A 20,061-nucleotide genomic window follows, 5' to 3' on the forward strand; every position below is an offset into this window, starting at 1 on the left:
GGATGACAGGGGGGGCTCTGCTTCAGCCCATTACCGGCACCTGCAGGCTGGGTTTTGCCAGGGTTTCCGGCATCGCCAGCCACAACAGCAGCAACGCCACGCCCGCCACGCCCGCCAAGGTCAGAAAGGCTGCGTTATAGCCGGCCTGTTGCACCACGAAGCCGGCCAGGCTGCTGCTTAGCGCCGCGCCGAGGCCGAACACAGTGGAAAGGGCGCCTAGACTGACATTGAAACGCCCGGTGCCTTGGGTCAGGTCCTTGACGATCACCGGGAACAACGCGCCGAAAATCCCCGCGCCGATACCGTCAAGCGTCTGCACCGCCACCAGCCAATACGGATCGCTGGACAGGGTATACAGCACGCCACGCAGCGGCAGTATCAGAAAGCCGGCCAGCAACAGCGGCTTGCGCCCCCAGATATCAGCCTTGAGCCCGACCAGCCAGGCGATCGGGACCATGACCAACTGTGCAGCGACAATGCAGGCTGAGGTCAGGGGCGTGGCCATCTGCAGGTTGATCTGCGCCAGTTTCTGGCTGACCAGTGGCAGCATCGCGGCATTGGCCAGGTGAAACAGCGCGCAGCACACGGCGAACAGCAGCAACGGGCGGTTGGCCAGCAAGACTGTCAGGCCCGATGGCTGCTCATGGTCACTGTGATGGGCGGGATCGAAGCCACGGGCCACGTCATGATCAATCGCCTTGCCAGAAACACAACTGACCGCAATGACACTGGCGACCGCCATAAACGCCATCAGGTAAAACACCACCACCGGCCCATACAGATACGCCAGGCCCCCGGCCAGCAGTGCGGCCACAGCGTTGCCGGCGTGGTTGAAGGTTTCGTTGCGCCCGGTACGCCGAGTGAAAGCACGGGGGCCGGTAATACCAAGGGAGATGGCAGAAATGGCCGGGGCGAATACCGATGCGGCAACGGCGCTGGCGGCTTGGGTCAGCGCCACCCAGCCAAATGAACTGACGAAGGGCAGTATCAGGCAACTGCCGGTGACCAGCAGCGCGGCAATCGCGATGACTGCACGCTTGCTGCGGGTTCGGTCGATCAGCGCACCCGCCGGGCCCTGGGTGATCAAGGCGGCGATACCGGCCAGGGTCATGACTACGCCGATACTGGCCGGGTCCCATTTATGGACCGCCAGCAGGTAGATCGCCAGGTACGGCCCGAGACCGTCGCGAACATCCGCGAGGAAGAAGTTCAGGCTGTCCAGGGAAAGGGCGGTACGCAGATCTGAATGATGGGCCACGGGGCGAACTTCAAGAGCGGCGTTCAAGGGCTGAACACGCGATGGCTTAATGACCGGTAGGCTTGGCCATAAGTTTCGCTGAGACTGCGGGTTTTATCTGGCAGATATTTGGCTTATGTTCCTAAGCCCGCTGTATTGACTTTCTGGAGACGCAATGGACATGCCCTCAGCGCAAGAGGCGATTGCCAGCAATAAAAACGCTTGGGACGAATCGGCCCGGTTGCACAAAGACACGGCGACCTGGAGGGAGCTACTGGCCTCGGTGGCCGAACCTGACTTTTCCTGCCTTGACCCCACTATCACCGCGTTGCTGCATGAGATAGGTGTGGTGGGCAAGGACGTGGTGCAATTGTGCTGCAACAACGGACGCGAAAGCCTTTCGTTGTATGGCTTGGGGGCCCGTTCGGTGGTGGGGGTTGATCAATCCCGGGCGTTTCTTGAACAGGCGCGGGAATTGGCCGAGGTCTCGCCACACAGCCCTGATTTCATTGAGACCGATATCCACCATTTGCCGGAGCGTTTGCAGGCACGGTTCGATATTGCCCTGGTGACCATTGGCGTGCTGGGTTGGATGCCGGATGTGGCGTTGTTCATGCGCCAGGTTGCCAGTGTGCTGAAGCCCGGCGGTACGTTGGTCATGTACGAAACCCATCCCTTTCTTGAGGTGTTTGACCCCTGTGGGGCCAACCCGATGCTGCCTGCCAGTTCTTACTTCCAGCGTGAACCCTTTGTGCTGCAGGAGGCAATTGTCTATGAAGGGAAGGACGAGCGGCCCGGGCCGACCTCCTATTGGTATGTACATACCCTGGGCAGTGTGGTCAGCGCGGCTATCGCAGCGCAGTTGCAGATCGCTCATTTGCAGGAATACCCGCATTCCAACCGGGAAGAACTCTACGATCAATATGAGCATCAGGCCGCGCAACTGCCCCTGTGCTTTACCATGACAGCGATCAGGCGTGATGGCTGATAAAGGTTTGCGCACGCAAAAAAAAGGCCCGCGAGGAGAGGGCGGGCCAAGTGATTCACTGGAGTAGGTAGGCCTGACCTTATAGGTCGAAAAGTGAAGGCCTTGTGAAAATGCCGTGATCAAATCGGATAATCACGTCTAATGCCGATCAGTGTAGGAGCGAGCAAGCTCGCTCCTATGTATGGACTCTTTCTGGCCGATACTGCCCAGGCCGAGCACGCCCAGGGTCTTGCCATGCAGGTCACCGCCCAGGCCCACCTGCCATCCGCCTGCGCGCAGCGAGTTGGCTTCGGCCAGCAGATTGCGCGCAGAGGCCATGATCAGCGCCCAGGTCAGTTCCGGCGCCGCGTGTTTATAGCTGTCGGTGCCGCACACCTGAATACCCAGGGCCTTGGCGGCGGCAATATCGATGGCAGCATTGCGCATACCGCCGGTGACCAGCAGTTTGAGCTTGGGCAACTCTCGCAGCAGGGCCTCGTCGAAGGTGGACCGTTCGCGCATGACGCAAATCACCTCGAAGCCCTTCAAGCGTTCAACCATTGTCGCCGTATCTGCGGGGTAGTCGTGGAGAAAATGTACCTGGCCCACGCCGTCCAGCGCCGACCAATCCACCACGTCACTGGCGACGTTCTGCCAGTCATCTATCACTGCGATCTGTATCGACATGCCATGGGCCTCGAAATCAAAGGGCATTCATACCCTGCAACAGCGCTTTATGAAACTGCTCCGGTTCTTCCATCTGTGGCGCGTGGCCCAGGCCGGGGAATTCCACCAGTGTGGCGTGGGGAATCAGCTTGGCCACCTGCTTGCCCAGCACCTGGTAATTGCCAATCCTGGCCTTGACTGCCGGCGGCGCCACATCTTTGCCGATGGCTGTGGTGTCGCTGGTGCCGATCAGCAGCAAGGTGGGCACCTTAAGGTCCTTGAATTCGTAGTACACCGGCTGGGTGAAGATCATGTCGTAAATCAATGCCGAGTTCCACGCGACTTGGGTATGCCCCGGGCCTTTGTTCAGGCCGGCGAGCATATCCACCCAGCGTTCGTATTCCGGCTTCCAGCGCCCGCCATAATAGGTGTCGCGTTCATATTTGCGCACCCCGTCGGCACTCATTTTCAGCTCGCGCTGGTACCACTGGTCGACGCTCTGGTAGGGCACACCGAGGGCTTTCCAGTCTTCCAGGCCGATAGGGTTCACCAGCCCAAGTTGTTCGGTTTGCTCGGGGTACATCAAGGCATAGCGGGTGGCAAGCATCCCGCCGGTGGAATGGCCGATCACCGTGGCCTTCTGGATGCCGAGTTTTTCCAGCAGTTGGTGGGTGTTGGCCGCCAATTGCTGGAAGCTGTACTGGTAGTGATCGGGCTTGCTGGAGGTGCAGAAGCCCACCTGGTCCGGCGCGATCACGCGGTAACCGGCGTCGCTCAAGGCCTTGATCGAACCTTCCCAGGTGGCACCGCAAAAGTTCTTGCCGTGCATCAGCACCACGCTGCGGCCGTTGGCTTTGCCTTTGGCAGGCACGTCCATGTAGCCCATTTGCAGGGATTTGCCTTGGGACTGGAAGGTGAAATGTTCAACGGGATGGGGGTATTGAAAACCCTGGAGTTCAGGGCCGTAGCTGGGCCCTTCAGTGGCAGCGAGCACAGGGGCGGTGTTGGCTGTGAGCAGGGCGGCAATGCAGATAATGCGGGCCAGGGGCATGGACGGAGCTCCGAGTAGGGTATTCGGATGCTGTTTGGATGGGATTAAGTGAGAATTAACATTTGTTCTGGAAAGCCCTTTTCAGGCGATATGTCAGGGCGACTACCTTCGGTTTTTCCATTGGCTTTAGATATATTTCCGCGACCTCTTTGAAGCGTTGTTAGTATTTGCTGAGTGCTGCCATTCACCCTGAAAAAAGGGACAGTCTACGGTTAAATAGAACTGCCCCCGTTCAAGCGGGTGTGCGGCTAGTTTTCTATTTTATTACTATTGACCGCTATCGAGTTAAAACGGTTGCTGTTGACGGTGGCGAACCATGCCGTTACTCCTGACGCCAAGTTAGTGGTCCAATAATAGTAAATCCCAAACTCAGTTTTGTAATGGGTGCGCGACCAATAGTAATTATTTGGCATCGGCCAACGACCGGCGTACTGCTGTTGCATAAGCTTCTGTTCATTAAGGGTGGGTAGGGTCATGTCCCGCTCTATCGCCCTTTCATACACTTCTTCGTGCGCGCCTACACCGTTGTTGTAAACCCAGATCACGTTGGTAACGTACACTCCGACGGTTACGGTCTGTGGCGGACTCGAAGAGTCCGTGATTCGGATGGTTGTTTGACCATTGCCCCGTGAGGAAACCGCTCCAGTTGTACTGACAGAAGCGATATAGCTTTTATCGGATGAGTAAGTATAAGGGCCGGTACCGCCGCCCACGCTCAGTTGCGTCGTATTGCCAGGGGTGTTGGCGGGGAGGAGGCTGGGGTAATCTCCCAGCATGAATGTAAATCCGGAGAGCTGGATATAAGTCGGCGTGACGTATAACGGAGTGCTGCGACTGATAGTGTATTGCGTACTGGGGAACTCAACTGCCCGGCTCTGATCGTCGATACCATTATAGGCCACGTAAAAACTCAACGTTACCTGGCTATTATTTGCCACCCTGTCCAACCAACTACGCAGCACAGCTTTATCTCTCAAACCATTGGCGGCCTCCGTGGCGCTGATCAGTTCGCCCTCCATCACCAGTAGATCTTCTATACCGTCGCTGCTGAGTATCATCCACCCTAGTTGGTCTTTGTCGCTCAAAGGCCACTTATCCACTGATGCCTTGGCGTCGCCGGTAAAACTACCCAGGTTCAGCGTGCCTCCATCAATAATACTGTTGATGAGTGGCTGCGGTAAGTCCGTGGCCGGAATCGTATTGACTTTCACCGTCTGCACCTGCGACGGGCGTGGGGCAGCCACGCCCCTGCTCACCACCGAATACTTCAAGCACACGGTACTGTTCACACTATGGTGCAAGACCTTGGCCGAGGTCAGGTTGAACACTACCGTGCCTCCATCCAGCCCATTCTGGCTGGTTGAATAAGAGGTGCCGTCGGCAAAAAACCAGTCAAGCGTGATGAAGTCTTGGCTACTCATACCGTCATAGCGAACCGTTGCCGTCGTATTGTGTTGAATGGGCAGCGGGTCCACTGTCACATTCGGCCCTGTATCGGTGGTGCCATTGATAAACGGGTGGGGAAGATCTCCTGATAATGCCTGAATGGTGTACGTGCGCCGACGGAAGTGCACTGCATTGGCTTTGTTGGTGCTACGATCGAAACTGGCCCAGAAATCGATGAACAGCGGCATTCCATCCTTGAGTCTGCGCAGATCCGGCGGCGTCGGTGGCATGATGCCCTGACTCTCGCCCTCAGGCGTTACCAGGTTCTCGCTGTAGGTATCCTCAATGTAATCCGCGCCATCGTCGTAGATACCTTCATATCGCATCCACATCCGCTGAAACCGGTGAATGAACGGCCAGATATTGATCAGGGTGCGCTCCCGGCCAGTAAGCTGGGAAATTACCAATACCGGGTTATCATGCCCTTCGATGGTGGGGATCGGTAGCGTGGTCAGGGGCAGTAACAGCAGATCCAGTATGGGCGACGGTATTCTCCGCGTGCCGCGCAGCACAAAGTACTGCACGGGAATCTGGCGGCCTTCGGAAAGAATGTTGGCGCCTACTACTTCGCTCGGTACGTCAAAGTGCACTGTTCTTGAGGTGTTGCCATTCTTGGTTTCTTCATAAGTGCCAATGCCCGGTACGCCGCTGAACACTGCCAGGATCCGGTCGCTGGGTGACATGTTCAGAAACGATACTTCAATCGTTGCTCCGGTCGTTGCGGACTCCGGCCTTAGTAGGTCTGGGTCTCGTGAGGCTTCAAGCACTTCCGGCCTCAACAGCTCACCTATTGCTTTACCGACCGTCACGTCAAGCGTCTCAGAGCGCAGTGTTGTGTTGCCGCGTATGAGGGAATAGCTCAAGCGAATGGAGCCGTTGTTATTCACGTCGACATAATTTCGATCTACCGGAAACGAAATCTCTCCTCCTACCACGACGTTAATCGTGTCGCCTGTGTTGCCACCCACCCCAGAGCCTACCCAGCGCCACACGACGGTGTCACCTCGTTGGAAGGTATAGGGGAGAGTGACATTGACCTGGAAGATCACATCGGCCGGATCGAGGTTGCCATTTTCATCTACTCCCTCAATGTGCGGCGCAGGCAGGTCGGCGCGACGTTCGCCTATTTCTACTATCAGGTGCTCGGATTCGCGCACCGTCAGCACATCGGCTTCCTGTATCGTGTTCACACCGTCATTGACGCGATAAAAGACGTCGATCGGCCCGAGCCCGACGAACTGTGCGAAATTTGCCGGCGTCACAATCCGAAAGCGTGTGGGTGGTGGTGGGTCGCCGGCCTGCTGGGTTTGTTCATAAAACACTAGGCCGCCGCCGGGTCGGTGCGCCTCAAAGCGCAAGGTGACGGGATAGTTCGGACTGTATGGCACGAAGGCCGGGAAGTTGACTTTGAGGTAGGGGACGGTCGGATCGATCAAGCCGCCTTCGTTTTCCTCGATTTCAACTGCAGGCATGTTGGAAACAGTACCAAAAACTGTGACAGACAGACTTTGGGAATAGCCAATCTCAGTGCCTAGCGGGAATTGCAGCGTATAGGAGATTTGCATCGAGCCGTTGATCAGGTCTTCGAGGATGCTGTTCTCGACGGTGGTATATGCCGAACGCCCGGGCCGGGCAGCAAACGCTGGCAATGGGATGGTGACTTTCGTTTTATCTTCGCGTGTACCCACGATGGTAGCTACGATCTGAGTGCCTGCTGGCGTTGGGGAGCCATTCGGGAGCCGTGTGGGCGCAACCACTTCGAGTTCGAAGTGACTCTCTGCGTACTGGTCGAAATCGACGTTATTATTGTCTGTTCCATCCACCAAAAAGTGGGGGCGCATGAGTGCGTCTGGATCCAGGTTACTGTTCAGGTTTACGACCTGAGACCACTGCTGCACTTCCCCTGAGAAGTTCAGCACCAAGTCGTAGATCCGGAACCGGATAGTCAACAGACCGCTACCGCCCAATTCGATGACCTCCCACGGGACGAACACCTCGATAGGCGTCAGTCCCTCGGCCTGATCCGCGTCCAACTGCAGCTCTACCAAACGACCGTTCCAATACAACTCGATGGTGTCCCCTACAAATGCATCTGGGTAGTGATCAATGGTAATGAGCACACCATCACGTGCGCGCTCGGGGTCGAGTACGGCATCTGAGCCACTCAAGTCCTCTGGCAGGTGAAGGACCAGCGCCGAATGGTAGGGGAGTCCCGGGTCCTGATCCACGCCCCCTGGCCGGGTATCTTTCAGGAACCAGGTTTCTTCCTCCGATGTACTTTCAGTGCCAGACCCGTTACGCCTGACCAGGCCATAGCAGGGGTGCACAATACCTAGCGGTACATGCTCGCGTAGTACCGAGAGTTGGTAGCGTCTTTGCGTTTCCTCGCCAGCAACAATTTCCCCCCAGGCGACCGGAAAACGCCGATCTCCCATATACCATTCGTAAGAATCGCCGACGTTCTTCGTGGTCCAGCTCTCGAAGGTAATCAGCAAACGGTTTTCGAGGCTGCGTATGCCAACCCCTACATCAGCCAGAAGTTCGGGAAGGGGACGTACAGTGTTGTCGTTGTAGGGCGGCGGCTCCAGGTCTGCGATGCGTGGTGGGTGCAGGATGGGTGGACTGTCTGTGCGTTTATCGGACATGGTGGTGACCCTTCAGGCTGATTTGAGAAACGTGCCAAACAGGGTCAGCAAATATGAGAGAGTGGTCACCGTCTAGCTGTGAGAAATGACAGTGGCGACGAGCGGTCAGCTACTGAATAATGAGTGTCAGCGCGCTATAACGCACGCCCTTGGCCAGGGTTACCAGCAGCAAAAAACGCCACAACGGCTCTCGCATCACCCCGGCCACCAAGGTCAGCGGGTCGCCGATGATAGGTACCCAACTGAGCAACAGCGTCCAATGCCCCCAACGCAGGTAATGCCCGCGGGCTCTATCCAGCTGCTTGGCACTCACCGGAAACCAGCGCCGTTCCTTGAAGCGCTCTACCGAACGCCCCAGCAGCCAATTGACCACCGACCCCAGCACGTTGCCCAACGTGGCGATACCCAGCAGCAGCCACAGGTTGTAATGCCCGCTGATCAGCAGGCCGACCAGCACGGCTTCAGATTGCAGGGGCAATAACGTTGCGGCGCCAAACGCCGCGACGAACAGCCCCAGGTAACCCGTCAGCACCGGTCAGTGGGCCGGGTAGTCGGCTATGTATGTATGGACTCGCCCCCACTTTCAACCCGCTTTTCAAACATTGGTACCCGGTTGCATCTATGTATCAGGCCTATCCGAGGAAGCTCCAAACAGCTTCTGGCCAACATTGGATCAGCTCGCGATCTGCCCATTACAAAAGGCTGCGCAAATACGCATCACCCTTCTTGCTCATCTTGCCGAAATTGCCCTGTGCTTGCAGTAATCGCGCCCATGCCTGAGCACCTGGCCCGGTTTCCACCAGCACCGTCACGCTTGCTGGAAGCTTAAGAAGAAAGGTTTGAAAGGCCTCTCGTGACTTAATCCGATCCTCGAATATCACCTGGCCGAGCGCATTCTCACCGGCCACCTGGAAGACCTTTTTGGCAAGGTCTACCGCGACGTTTACGCAAGTAGATACATCGGCTGACAAAGACTGATTGATCGTCGTATGCTTTTTCATGGGCTCGCCCTCGCTGTCGTTGGCTTCTATAAGAATGCCACCGTGGCGCATAGACGCCTCGGCTTGGGCGAGTCCATCTAATTACAGAGGTAACTCATGAGCGCCGCACGAAGGTGCGCATGGTTTGCCCAGGGCCGGTGCTGAATACGGTGGGCCTGGGAATGCCTTCATCCGCTGCGATAAATACGAAATCATCGCCGTCGAGCCGGTAACTGGCGGGAAGCTGCTTGCCCGCGTCATCGCCGATAGCGTCAATCCAGGTAATGCTTTTGGGCGTGGTACTGGCATCCAGGAAAAAACGGCCCGCCAGCAGTTGATCACCATTGACGGTGGTCACTTCGAAGCAATCGCCCGTGATGGTGGTAATAGCCCCTGGCGCACTGTGGGCGTCGGCGGGGTTGAGGATGCCACTGTCTTCAAGGGCAGTCTGCTCCCAGGTGCCTTGTAAGCCGCGTAAATCGAGAGTTGAAACAGACAGCATGCAAATTCCTTATTGCTGATCAGGGAAGCGCCCCGTTGCATCAGGTACGCAACCACGACGTAGGCGGATAAGTTTTTTCTTTAGAAGACAGCTATTTGACAGCATTTTGATGTTCTATTGACTATGCTTGCAAGCGCGCAAGTCCGACAATGCTGCGCCATTTGTACTACTCCTCGATATAAAACCGAAATAATCCTTGGAAATGTGGGATATTTCGGCTGGCTAAGTGGTCACATCGCCACCGGTCCGGCGTATCCAGGGCGTTGTCCCTGATTTTTGAAGCCATTTAGGTTTCTGAGAATGATGGCCTTTTAGTATTATTTTAAGGTGTTCTTATTTTGAATCGCACTTCCCCGCTCCCGCCCTCCGTAGCGTCTGATGAAATTGACTTGTTTGAATTGTTTCACGCCATCTGGCGACAAAAAAAGCTGGTAGTCGGATGTACGCTTCTGGTGGGCGTATTAGGGGCAGGGTACGCGTTCCTGGCACCCAAGACTTATGAAGTCAGCAGTGTGCTGCGGCCTGCGGCAATCAATGAACTGGATGCGTTGAACCGTTCGGAAGTCTATAAGTTGCCTCCCGCTGACGCCCTGATGAAAGTGGGAGCACAGTTAGACTCTTACGAGGCGCGCTTGGGATTTTTCAAGGAACACGAGGAATTGTTCAAGGCGTTCAAGAAGCCGGGGCAGAGCCTTGAGCAAAGCTTTGAGGCGTTCAATCGAAACTCTGTCAACCTGATCTTGCCGGATCCGAAGAAATCAGACTCGCTGAGCAGCTATATTCGCTTGGAACTGCAATACCCGACAGACGTTGATGGTGTCGCGATCCTCAACGGCTTTGTAGACTACGCCATCGCCGCCGAGCGTCAGCAGGTTGGCGCCGACCTCAAGGTGATCGTCAATAACCGCTTGAGCGAACTCAAAGGCAAGATCGACGCCGCCCGTGACAACTACGATACGGAAAAGGAATCCAAGATCGCCAAGTTGCTCGAGGCTGACCGACTCAAGCGTGCCCAGTTGCAGGATGAGCTCAGCGCGCTGCGCTTGCAGATGAAGATGGAGCGTACCAATCGCCTGGCCGAGCTGGCGGAAGCCATCGCCATTGCCAAGTCCATGGGCATCCGCACCCCGACGACACCATCTTCCATGGCGGACTCCACGCGCAGTGGGTCGAGCCAGGTCATGCGCACAGAGGTGAACAATCAGAAGATCCCGCTGTACTTCATGGGCACCGAGGCTCTGGAAGCCGAACGCGCTGCGCTGCAACAGCGCACCAGCGATGACTTCACCAACCCGCGAATTGCCGAGATCGGCAAGGATTTGCAACTGCTCGAAAGCAACCGCGAAGTCGAGGTGCTGCGCAAGCGCGGCAATGAGGACATATTCCTGCAGGACGTCGAGCCGCTTCGTGCTGAAGTTGCCAGGCTGCGTGGCTTGAACATCGACATGAGCAACCTCAAGCTGGTAACGGTCGACCGCCGCGCCCAAGAGCCTCTGGCGCCGATCAAACCGAAAAAATCGCTGATCATTGCTTTGAGTCTGGTGGGCGGCCTGTTGGTGGGACTCATGATCGCGCTGATTCGCTACTTCATCCGCAGCCGCAGCCAGGCCGTACCCTTTACGGCGTTGGGAGACGGCAGTTTGCCCCGCCGCGAGATTAAGGACACCCCGCAATAATTTCAGCAAAACCTTTAAGCAGGTGGGCGGGAACGCCCGCCTGTTCCCTTCCCCAGCACACTCAGTAGACAGCTTTTCACAATTCTTAGTTAACCTTTGGTTACAAAGTATGGCTAAATAACGGCCAATGGTTACACGCCGCAGGTCGCCCAGCCTGCCGTGTCACCTGTACGTGAATTGTGATTTCAGGTGCTGCATATCCATCCTCGGCCGTTGTGGGCCCGCAGGAGCAGCCTGTTCTCTCCCTGACTTGTGACGAATCCCTTGAAACTCATCATTGTTGCTCTCTACGTTGCCTCCATTGCGTATGTACACCTGCGTGGTCGGGTGCGACACAAGCTGGGTCGCCAGCTTAGCGATCACTCGACGTTCCTGGCGCCGATCAACTGTTTCCTGTACTTGTTCTCCAAGCAGCCCAGCCGTCCCTATCTGTCGCCCAGCGATTTTCCAGACCTGAGCCCCTTGCAGGAACATTGGCAAGAGATCCGCGAGGAAGGCCAGAACCTGATGCGGGCCGGGGAGATCAAACGTTCGGATCAGTACAACGACGTGGGTTTCAACTCGTTTTTCAAGTCGGGCTGGAAGCGCTTTTACCTCAAGTGGTATGGCGACAGCCACCCTTCGGCGATGAAGCTGTGCCCGCGCACCACCGAGTTGGTGCAAGGGATCGGCTCGATCAAGGCCGCGATGTTCGCCGAACTGCCGCCGGGCTCCAAGCTGGTGCGCCACCGTGACCCGTACGCGGGCTCCTATCGGTATCACCTGGGGCTCGATACGCCCAACGACCCGGGGTGCTACATCAATGTGGATGGCGAGAGCTATTACTGGCGCGACGGCGAGCCGGTGATGTTCGACGAGACCTACATTCACTACGCAGAAAACACCACCCAGCAGAACCGCATCATTCTGTTCTGCGATATTGAACGCCCGATGAAGTACCGCTGGGCGGCGGCATTCAACCGTTGGTTCAGCCGCAATGTAATGGCCGCTGCAGGCTCGCCCAATGATGATGGTGACAAGACCGGCGGCCTCAACCGCGCCTTTACCCGCTTGTACAAGATCCGCCTGCGCGGCAAAGAGCTCAAAAAGCGCAACCGCACACGCTACTACCTGGAAAAATGGGCGATCTTTGCCGGTCTGGCGCTGATCTTCATTCTTATCTGAACCCTGTGCCGGGCGCGAATCACTGCGGTGGTTTTGCGCCCAGCTTGTCCCACATCTTCTTGCCGATTTTCTGCCGATTGGCATAGCCGGCCCATGGGTCGCCCTTCAACCCCTGCAGACGCTCATGCAGGTTCGCCACCGTCCACTGCTGGGCCCCGCGCAATCCTTTCAATTCTTCCCGACTGACCGGCACCGATACCGGCAGACCCGGCCGCGCACGCACGGAGTATGCCGCCACAGTGCTGGCGCCACGGGCGTTGCGCAGGTAGTCGATAAAGATCTTGCCCACACGGTTTTTAGGGCCGCTGGTGGCGGTAAAGCGTTCGGACAGTTGCTGGCTCATAAATTGGGCGATGGCCTTGGCGAATGCCTTGACGGCGTCCCAGCCATCACGCCGGGCCAGCGGCACGATCAGGTGCAGACCTTTACCGCCGCTGGTCTTGACGAAGGCTTGCAAGCCCAGCTCATCCAGCACCGACAGGGTCAGTTCGGCCGCTTCCAACATGGATTTCCAGGGCAGGGCCGGGTCCGGGTCGAGGTCCAGGACGAACAGGTCAGGGGTTTCAATCTTGTCCGTAGTGGCGCCCCAGGTATGCAACTCGACAGTGCCCATTTGCACGGCGCCGGCCAGCGCCTCTGCGCTGTCTACCTCCATCAGGCGTGCATGACCGGGATCCAGGGCCTGATCCAGTTGCTTGATGTGGGGAATTGCCAGGCGTTCGGAGTGCTTCTGAAAAAACTGCTCCCCTTCGATGCCTTCGGGTGCGCGCAGCAGCGACACAGGACGACCGCGCAGGAACGGCAGGATCCATTCGCTGATGTCGGCGTAGAACTGCGCCAATTGCTGTTTTTGCGTGCCACTGTGCTTGTCGATAATGCGATCGGGGTGGGTGATTTTCACGTTCTTCACCGCTATGTCGGCTTTATCGGTTTTCTGCTTGTTCGAGGCATTGACCGACTTTGCCGCACGCGGCTGTTCATGAATGATCTGCGACGCAGGCTTATCAGTGCGCAGCCCCACAAAGGCCGCCTGGCGCACCACGCCTTCACGCGTCCATTCGGCGAATTGCACTTCACCCACCAGGCGCGGCTCGACCCAATGCACGCCACGGGCCTGGGTGCTGGTCAAAGGCTTTTGCAAGGGCGAGTCCTTGCGCTCCAATGGCGTGAGCTTGGCGTAGATGGATTTCAACGTGGCCTGATCAAATCCGGTGCCCACACGCCCGGCATATACCAGCCCGGTTTCATCGTTGACGGCCACCAGCAGCGCGCCAAACCCGCTGCGCGAACCCTGAGGGCGGGTGTAGCCAACAATCACAAACTCCTGGCGCAGGCGGCATTTGAGCTTGATCCAGTCAGCACTGCGGCGGGACACATAGGGGCTGCCTGCACGCTTGCCGATCACGCCTTCGAGCGCCAGGTCGCAGGCGCTTTCGAAAATATCGCGGTGGTTGGCGGCAAAGGCTTCGGAGAAACGCAGCAGTTTGCTTTTGCTGCCGGCGAGCGCAGCTTTAAGCGCAGCCCGACGCTCCTCGACCGGATCTTCGCGTTGATCACGGCCGTTCAGGAAGGGGGCATCAAACAGGTAATAGACGATGTCCAGGCTGCGGCCGATATCGAAGGCATTCTGCAACGCCTGGAAATCCGGCAACCCGTCGCCGTTGAGGCTGACCACTTCGCCATCCAGCCAGCTGTCCTTGAGCTTGAGGGCTTGCAAGGCTTTGGCCTGGCGCGGCAGGCGTTCGGTCCAGTCGTGGCCGTTGCGAGTGAACAGGCGCACTTCACCGTCATGGATGCGCGCGAGAATGCGATAACCGTCGAACTTGATCTCGTAGCTCCAATCGCCCTCGGGGGCGCGATCGACCAAGGTCGCCAATTGCGGGGCAAATTCTTCGGGTATGGCGCTCACTTGCGTGCGGGCCTTGGCCTTTGGCGCTGCCTTTTTTTTGACTGGGACCTTGGCCTTGGGCGTGCCGACCACCGCATCGCTGAGCACGCTGGCAGGCTCGGCGTCGACAATATCGTATTCAGAAGCGGGGCGTGCCTGCTGGTCTTTTTCCTTGATCAGTAGCCACTGCTCCTTGTCGCCACTGCCCTTGAGTCGGGTGCGTACCAGGGTCCAATCCCCAGCGAGTTTTTCGCCCACCAGCGTGAACTTGAGCTTGCCGGCCGCATAGGCTTTGCGCGGCTCGTCATGGGGCTGCCAGATACCTCGGTCCCACACAATCACATCGCCTGCGCCATATTGGCCGGCTGGGATGCTGCCCTCGAAACCGCCATAGCTCAGGGGGTGGTCTTCAACGTGGACCGCCAGGCGCTTCTGGCTTGGGTCCAGGCTCGGGCCCTTGGGCACCGCCCAGCTCAACAGCACGCCGTCGAGCTCCAGGCGAAAGTCATAATGCAGGTTGCGCGCATCATGCTTTTGAATCACGAAGCTCAGCGCCGAGGCTTTCCGCTTGCTGGCGGGTGAGCTGCCGGCGGGTTCGGCGGTGATCTTGAAATCGCGCTTGCGGTTGTATTCGCTCAGGGGCTTTGCCATGTCGCGCTCCAGTCAATGGCAGGCTCAAGAGGCCTTTTTGTTGGATTTCTTCGCGGCGGGCTTTTTCGCCGCGGGTTTGCCCGCCAGGCTGCGTTTAAGCAGTTCGGTCAGGTCGATAACGTCGGCGGATTTGCGCTCTTCGCTGTCTTGGCTCGACTCCACGTCTTCGATCTTGCCGGCCTTGGCCTTTTTCGCCACCAGCGCCATGATCTTGTCCTGGAAGCTGTCGCGGTACTCGTCGGGTTGCCAGTCTGCACTCATGTCTTCCACCAGGCGCTTGGCCATGTCCAATTCACCCTTGGCCAGGGTCGGTTTGGTTACATCGGCACCGAGTTCCAGCTCGTCCAGGCTGCGCACTTCTGCGGGCCAGCGCAGCATCACCAGTACCAGGGCCGATTCGAGCGGCATCAACGCGGCCAAGTGCTGTTTGGTATGCAGCACCACATTGGCCAGGGCGACCTTGCCGGTTTTCTTCAGGGTTTCGCGCAGCAGTGCATAGACCTTGCCGCCACGTTTGTCCGGCGCCAGGAAGTAGGGCGTGTCGATGTTTTGCAGGGGGATCTGGTCAGCGGCGACAAACGCGATGATCTCAATGGTCTGGGTCGATTTCGGATGGGCCGAGCGAATTTCATCTTCGCTGAGCACCACATAACGGCCCTTCTCAAAGGCGACGCCCTTGACGATATGTTCCTTGGTGACTTCCTTGCCCGTGGTTTTGTTGATGCGCTTGTAGCCGACCGGGTCCATGCTGCGTTTGTCCAGCCAGTCGAAATCAACGCCTTGGGAAGATGTCGCCGAGACCAGCGACACCGGGATATGAACCAGACCGAAACTGATAGCGCCTTTCCAGATTGCCCGTGGCATAACTCCGATTCCTTAAAAAGTGAGCCTGTTCTGGTGACTCGCAGGCCGCGGCAAAAGTTTCGGCGGGCAGATGCTCGGACAGATCGTGTTACACCTGATGAGAAACTATTTAGTGTCGCAAGCCGAACCCATGGCGTAGCGTGTTATCGAAAGCACGTAGTACTCGGCATAGAGAGGCTCCGTCATGAATGCTTATGTACGTTATCTTGCAGTACTTGCGCTGGGCCTGGCCCTGGCGCCTTGGGCCCAGGCGCAAAACCTGCCGGGCCAATACGACACCAATAACAGCCCGATTCACCGGGCCAACCCCAATAGCATGCAGGGCACTCAGCCCAATGCACCTGCGGCCGGCGGTATCCAGACTGCGCCCACCGGCCCTCGGCCGACCGTGGAAAACCGCGGAATCGGCAATACGTATCCCAAGCGCGACGTAGCTCCCAGTCGCCCGGCCACCGAAACCAAAGCACCCACCTATGATGCCAACGGCAATCGCCGGTAAGGACTTCGCCTTATGTTTCTACGCAAAACTCTGCTAGCGGCTGTCTGTGCCGCCACGCTGCTGCCGCTGACCACCGTTTATGCCGCCGATAGCCAGCAGTACCCCAGCGAGCAAGGCAGCATTACCGTCACGCCGATCGCCAAAGGCCTGGATCATCCATGGGCGCTGGCGTTTCTACCGGATCGGCAGGGCTTCCTGGTGACCGAGCTTCCCGGGCATCTGCGATTTGTCAGCCCCGACGGTAAGCTTTCCGCTCCGTTGAAGGGGGTGCCGCAAGTCTGGGCCAAGGGGCAGGGCGGGTTACTGGATGTGGTGTTGTCACCAGACTTCAAGCAGGACCGTATGGTCTACCTGTCGTACGCCGAAGGCGGCGGGCAGGATGGCAAAGCCGGAACCGCTGTGGGGCGCGGGCGCCTGTCTGCTGACATGAGCGGCCTGGAGGACTTCAAGGTGATCCTGCGCCAGGAGCCCAAGCTGTCTACCGGCAACCACTTCGGCTCGCGCCTGGCGTTCGATCGTGACGGCTATCTGTTCGTGACCCTGGGCGAGAACAACGACCGCCCGACCGCCCAGGACCTGGACAAGCTGCAAGGCAAAGTTGTGCGCATCTATCCAGATGGCCGCGTACCGGATGACAACCCCTTCGTCGGTCAACCCGGTGTACGTCCCGAGATCTGGTCCTACGGCCAGCGTAACCCACAGGGCCTGGCGCTGAACCCGTGGAGCGGCACGATCTGGGAAAACGAGCATGGGCCGCGTGGGGGCGATGAAGTGAACATCATCGAGCGCGGCAAGAACTACGGGTGGCCGCTGGCGACCCACGGCATCAACTACTCTCTGCTACCGATTCCCGAAGCCAAGGGCAAAACGGCAGAAGGCACGGTGCAGCCCCATCATGTCTGGGAGAAGTCCCCGGCCATCAGCGGCATGGCGTTCTATGACGCCGACCGGTTCAAGGTGTGGCAGCACAATCTGTTTATCGGTGCGCTGGGCACTCAGGAGTTGATTCGGTTGCAGTTCGAGGGTGACAGGGTCGTTCACGAGGAACGTTTGCTGGGCGAGTTGAAAGCGCGAATTCGTGACGTGCGGCAGGGGCCGGATGGGTTTCTGTATGTGCTGACGGATGAGGATAATGGAGTGTTGTATCGGGTCGGGCTGAATCAGGACTGATGCCTTTCGGTAATCGCTTTTTGTAGGAGCGAGCAAGCTCGCTCCTACAAAGGGTAAGAGAGCTACAGCCCTAGGTCTGACAAGCCCGGATGATCATCCGGGCGACGCCCCAGCGGCCAGTGGAACTTGCGTTCGCTTTCCTGGATCGGCTTATCGTTGATGCAGGCAAAGCGGTTGGCCATCAGGCCGTTCTCATCGAACTCCCAGTTTTCATTTCCGTAGGAACGAAACCAGTTGCCGGAGTCGTCATGCCACTCATAGGCATAGCGCACGGCGATGCGGTTGCCGGTGAACGCCCACAACTCCTTGATCAATCGATAATCCAGTTCCCTGGCCCATTTACGGCTCAGGAACTGCCTGGCTTCTTCGCGGTTGTGGGCGAATTCGGCGCGGTTACGCCACTGGGTGTCCAGGGTGTAGGCCAGGGAAACCCGTTCTGGGTCGCGGGAGTTCCAGCCGTCTTCGGCCAGCCGGACTTTTTCGATGGCTGACTCGCGAGTAAAGGGCGGTAGGGGCGGGCGGGCTTGTGCATTGGCTGACATGGGGTGGCTCCTTAAAACAATAGGGTTGAATGATAGAAGTTGCCAATTCCGAGAATTCAAAGTCCCAATAACGTTCGCGCCATGCATTGCGCATTATCGGCAGCTGTTGAATCACCCATGATCAGGGCAACGGTAATGGCGCCATCGATCAGGATCAGCAGTTGCGCGGCCTGCTGTTGCGGGTCGGGGGTGCCATGTGCTTGACACAGTTCAAGTGCGTACTCGAACAGTTTGTGTTTATGGGCCTTGGCCAGCAGGCGCACCGGATCTTGAGCGTTGCCGGTTTCGCCACTGGTGTTGATAAAAGCGCAGCCGCGAAAATCCGCGGAACCGAACCAGCTTTTCAGGGCGCTGAACAGCGCCAGCAAGCGCTCGCCGCTGTTGTCGCTGCGTTCTACTTCGCTGCGCAGCCACTGCATCCAGCGTTCGTCGCGACGCTGCAGGGCGGCAATCACCAACTCGTCCTTGTTGGCGAAATAGCGATAGATGCTTTTTCTCGATACGCCAGCGGTTTTTACCAGCAAGTCCATGCCGGTGGCGGCGATGCCATGGCGATAGATCAGCTTTTCGGTGACGTCGAGGATAATGTCGCGGGTTATGTCGTTCATGCTTACTACAGTAGAACGATCGTTCTTCTTGGTCAACCGGCTTTTTTCCATGCCGTACGGCGAGACCTGAGCAGCCCCATGGTGTAAGCTCTGGACCTCTTCGGATTCGACCCATTGCGAGCCCTATGCCGTCGTTCTTCAAACGCTCCCTGTTGCCCAAACTACGCGGTTTCCCGCTGTCCCCGGAGGCCATCGAGGTGCTGTCCGGCGCCGATGCCTATCGTCGCTGCCTGCTGGAAAAAATCTCCCAGGCGACGCGTCGCATCTACATCGTCGCCTTGTACTTGCAACACGACGAAGCGGGGCAGGAGATCTACGACGCGCTTCACGCTGCCAAGGCGGCACGGCCGGAGTTGGACATCGTGGTGATGGTCGACTGGTTGCGCGCCCAGCGTGGCTTGATTGGCGCCGGCAAGCAGCCGGGCAACAGCGCCTGGTACCAGGCCATGACGCAAAGCCACGCCAGCGAAGTGCCGGTGTATGGCGTGCCGGTGCAAACCCGCGAGCTGTTTGGCGTATTGCACCTCAAGGGCTTTGTGATCGATGACAGCGTGCTGTACAGCGGCGCCAGCCTCAACAATGTGTATTTGCACAAGTTCGACAAGTACCGCTTTGATCGTTACCACCTGATCCATAGCCAGGTGCTGGCCGATTCTATGCAACACCTGATCGAGCACGGCCTGGTGGCATCCAAGGCCGTGCACCGCCTGGACCTGCCCAACCCGCCGACCACCCGCAGCCTGCGCAACGATATCGGCGACCTGCGCAGCCGTCTCAAGCACGCGGCCTATGACACCACGGCCGGGCAGTTGCCCAATGGTCACCTCTCGGTGAGCCCGTTGCTCGGCGTTGGCAAGAACAACCCCCTGAGCCGGGTCATTCTGGAGCTGATCGCCAGCGCCCAGCAGCAGTTGACCATCTGCACCCCGTATTTCAACCTGCCGTTGCCGGTGACCCGCGAGATCAACCGCGCACTGGCGCGTGGAGTGAAGATCGACATCGTGGTCGGCGACAAGACGGCCAACGACTTCTATATTCCGCCCAGCGAGCCGTTCAAGGTGATCGCGGCCTTGCCTTATCTGTATGAGATCAGCCTGCGCCGCTTTGCCAAGCGTCACCAGCCGATGATCGACAGCGGCCAGTTGAACCTGCACCTGTGGCGCGATGGCGACAACACCTACCACCTTAAGGGCATGTGGGTTGACCAGCGCTATACCTTGCTGACCGGCAACAACCTCAACCCCAGGGCATTTCGCCTCGACCTGGAAAACGGCTTGCTGATCGACGACCCCAAGGGCCAATGGCTGGAGCCGCGACATACCGAGCTGGCGCAGATCTTCCAGCACACCACGCGTATCCAGGGCTACCAGCAATTGCAGACGTTGGTTGATTACCCGCCGGCAGTGGGTAAATTCCTGCGTCGGGTCAGCCGAGTGCGCATTGAGCGTTTGCTGTACCGCATTTTGTAGCCGTTATCCCGCAGGCAAAAAACACCCAGGCCCTCA

15 protein-coding genes and 2 pseudogenes are annotated in these 20,061 nt (G+C 58.0%); 6 read left to right on the forward strand and 11 right to left on the reverse strand.

Annotated elements, in window-relative coordinates:
- Positions 1-22: 22 nt before the first annotated feature.
- Entirely contained in the window at positions 23-1,258 is a 1,236-nt protein-coding gene (locus LJX92_RS12565; RefSeq protein ID WP_228309838.1) for an MFS transporter, read from the reverse strand.
- Between the two features lie 154 nt (positions 1,259-1,412).
- Here LJX92_RS12565 and LJX92_RS12570 point away from each other — a divergent pair, with 154 nt between their 5' ends.
- On the forward strand, positions 1,413-2,225 hold the full coding sequence (locus tag LJX92_RS12570) for a class I SAM-dependent methyltransferase (protein WP_228309839.1): 813 nt from the start codon (positions 1,413-1,415) through the stop codon (positions 2,223-2,225).
- A 189-nt stretch (positions 2,226-2,414) separates the two neighbouring features.
- Here LJX92_RS12570 and LJX92_RS12575 read toward each other — a convergent pair.
- The 6 genes and pseudogenes from LJX92_RS12575 to LJX92_RS12600 all read right to left on the reverse strand — a co-directional run.
- Positions 2,415-2,891: pseudogene (locus tag LJX92_RS12575) on the reverse strand (NAD(P)-dependent oxidoreductase); the annotation flags it as partial.
- A gap of 16 nt (positions 2,892-2,907) precedes the next feature.
- A complete protein-coding gene (locus LJX92_RS12580; protein ID WP_148854547.1) occupies positions 2,908-3,921 on the reverse strand; it encodes an alpha/beta fold hydrolase in 1,014 nt (337 codons plus the stop codon).
- 248 nt (positions 3,922-4,169) lie between these two features.
- Positions 4,170-8,012 carry an Ig-like domain-containing protein gene (locus LJX92_RS12585; RefSeq protein ID WP_228309840.1) on the reverse strand — a complete coding sequence of 1,281 codons (3,843 nt, stop codon included), beginning with the start codon at positions 8,010-8,012 and terminating at the stop codon, positions 4,170-4,172.
- Between the two features lie 109 nt (positions 8,013-8,121).
- Positions 8,122-8,544, reverse strand: a complete 423-nt coding sequence (locus LJX92_RS12590) for a YqaA family protein (protein WP_148854357.1) — start codon at positions 8,542-8,544, stop codon at positions 8,122-8,124.
- A 211-nt stretch (positions 8,545-8,755) separates the two neighbouring features.
- A pseudogene (locus tag LJX92_RS12595) lies at positions 8,756-9,013 on the reverse strand (IS110 family transposase); the annotation flags it as partial.
- A gap of 94 nt (positions 9,014-9,107) precedes the next feature.
- Complete coding sequence (locus tag LJX92_RS12600; RefSeq protein ID WP_228309841.1) at positions 9,108-9,494, reverse strand: TIGR03067 domain-containing protein; 387 nt, start codon at positions 9,492-9,494, stop codon at positions 9,108-9,110.
- Between the two features lie 338 nt (positions 9,495-9,832).
- Here LJX92_RS12600 and LJX92_RS12605 point away from each other — a divergent pair, with 338 nt between their 5' ends.
- Both LJX92_RS12605 and lpxO read left to right on the forward strand, forming a co-directional pair.
- Positions 9,833-11,170: a Wzz/FepE/Etk N-terminal domain-containing protein gene (locus LJX92_RS12605; RefSeq protein ID WP_103735219.1), complete on the forward strand. Its 1,338-nt coding sequence runs from the start codon at positions 9,833-9,835 to the stop codon at positions 11,168-11,170.
- 264 nt (positions 11,171-11,434) lie between these two features.
- Entirely contained in the window at positions 11,435-12,334 is a 900-nt protein-coding gene (gene lpxO, locus LJX92_RS12610) for a lipid A hydroxylase LpxO (protein ID WP_032875099.1), read from the forward strand.
- Positions 12,335-12,353: 19 nt separating this feature from the next.
- Here the strand turns inward: lpxO and ligD are convergent, their stop codons facing one another.
- The gene (ligD, locus tag LJX92_RS12615; protein WP_228309842.1) at positions 12,354-14,873 is read right to left on the reverse strand and encodes a DNA ligase D; all 2,520 of its coding nucleotides are present in this window, start codon (positions 14,871-14,873) and stop codon (positions 12,354-12,356) included.
- Positions 14,874-14,897: 24 nt separating this feature from the next.
- Complete coding sequence (locus LJX92_RS12620; protein WP_005788504.1) at positions 14,898-15,737, reverse strand: Ku protein; 840 nt, start codon at positions 15,735-15,737, stop codon at positions 14,898-14,900.
- A gap of 184 nt (positions 15,738-15,921) precedes the next feature.
- Between LJX92_RS12620 and LJX92_RS12625 the strand changes: the two genes are divergently transcribed.
- Both LJX92_RS12625 and LJX92_RS12630 read left to right on the forward strand, forming a co-directional pair.
- On the forward strand, positions 15,922-16,236 hold the full coding sequence (locus LJX92_RS12625) for a hypothetical protein (RefSeq protein ID WP_078821416.1): 315 nt from the start codon (positions 15,922-15,924) through the stop codon (positions 16,234-16,236).
- A gap of 12 nt (positions 16,237-16,248) precedes the next feature.
- Positions 16,249-17,406, forward strand: a complete 1,158-nt coding sequence (locus LJX92_RS12630; protein WP_228309843.1) for a PQQ-dependent sugar dehydrogenase — start codon at positions 16,249-16,251, stop codon at positions 17,404-17,406.
- A gap of 62 nt (positions 17,407-17,468) precedes the next feature.
- Here the strand turns inward: LJX92_RS12630 and LJX92_RS12635 are convergent, their stop codons facing one another.
- Positions 17,469-17,948, reverse strand: coding sequence for a DUF1348 family protein (locus LJX92_RS12635; RefSeq protein WP_032875113.1), 480 nt, complete (start codon positions 17,946-17,948; stop codon positions 17,469-17,471).
- 56 nt (positions 17,949-18,004) lie between these two features.
- On the reverse strand, positions 18,005-18,556 hold the full coding sequence (locus LJX92_RS12640) for a TetR/AcrR family transcriptional regulator (protein ID WP_005788500.1): 552 nt from the start codon (positions 18,554-18,556) through the stop codon (positions 18,005-18,007).
- A 125-nt stretch (positions 18,557-18,681) separates the two neighbouring features.
- Between LJX92_RS12640 and pssA the strand changes: the two genes are divergently transcribed.
- Positions 18,682-20,025, forward strand: a complete 1,344-nt coding sequence (gene pssA / locus LJX92_RS12645) for a CDP-diacylglycerol--serine O-phosphatidyltransferase (protein WP_223018254.1) — start codon at positions 18,682-18,684, stop codon at positions 20,023-20,025.
- Positions 20,026-20,061: the final 36 nt, after the last annotated feature.

It is taken from the genome of Pseudomonas sp. HN8-3 (assembly GCF_020790195.1).
Taxonomy (GTDB): Bacteria; Pseudomonadota; Gammaproteobacteria; order Pseudomonadales; family Pseudomonadaceae; genus Aquipseudomonas; species Aquipseudomonas synxantha_A.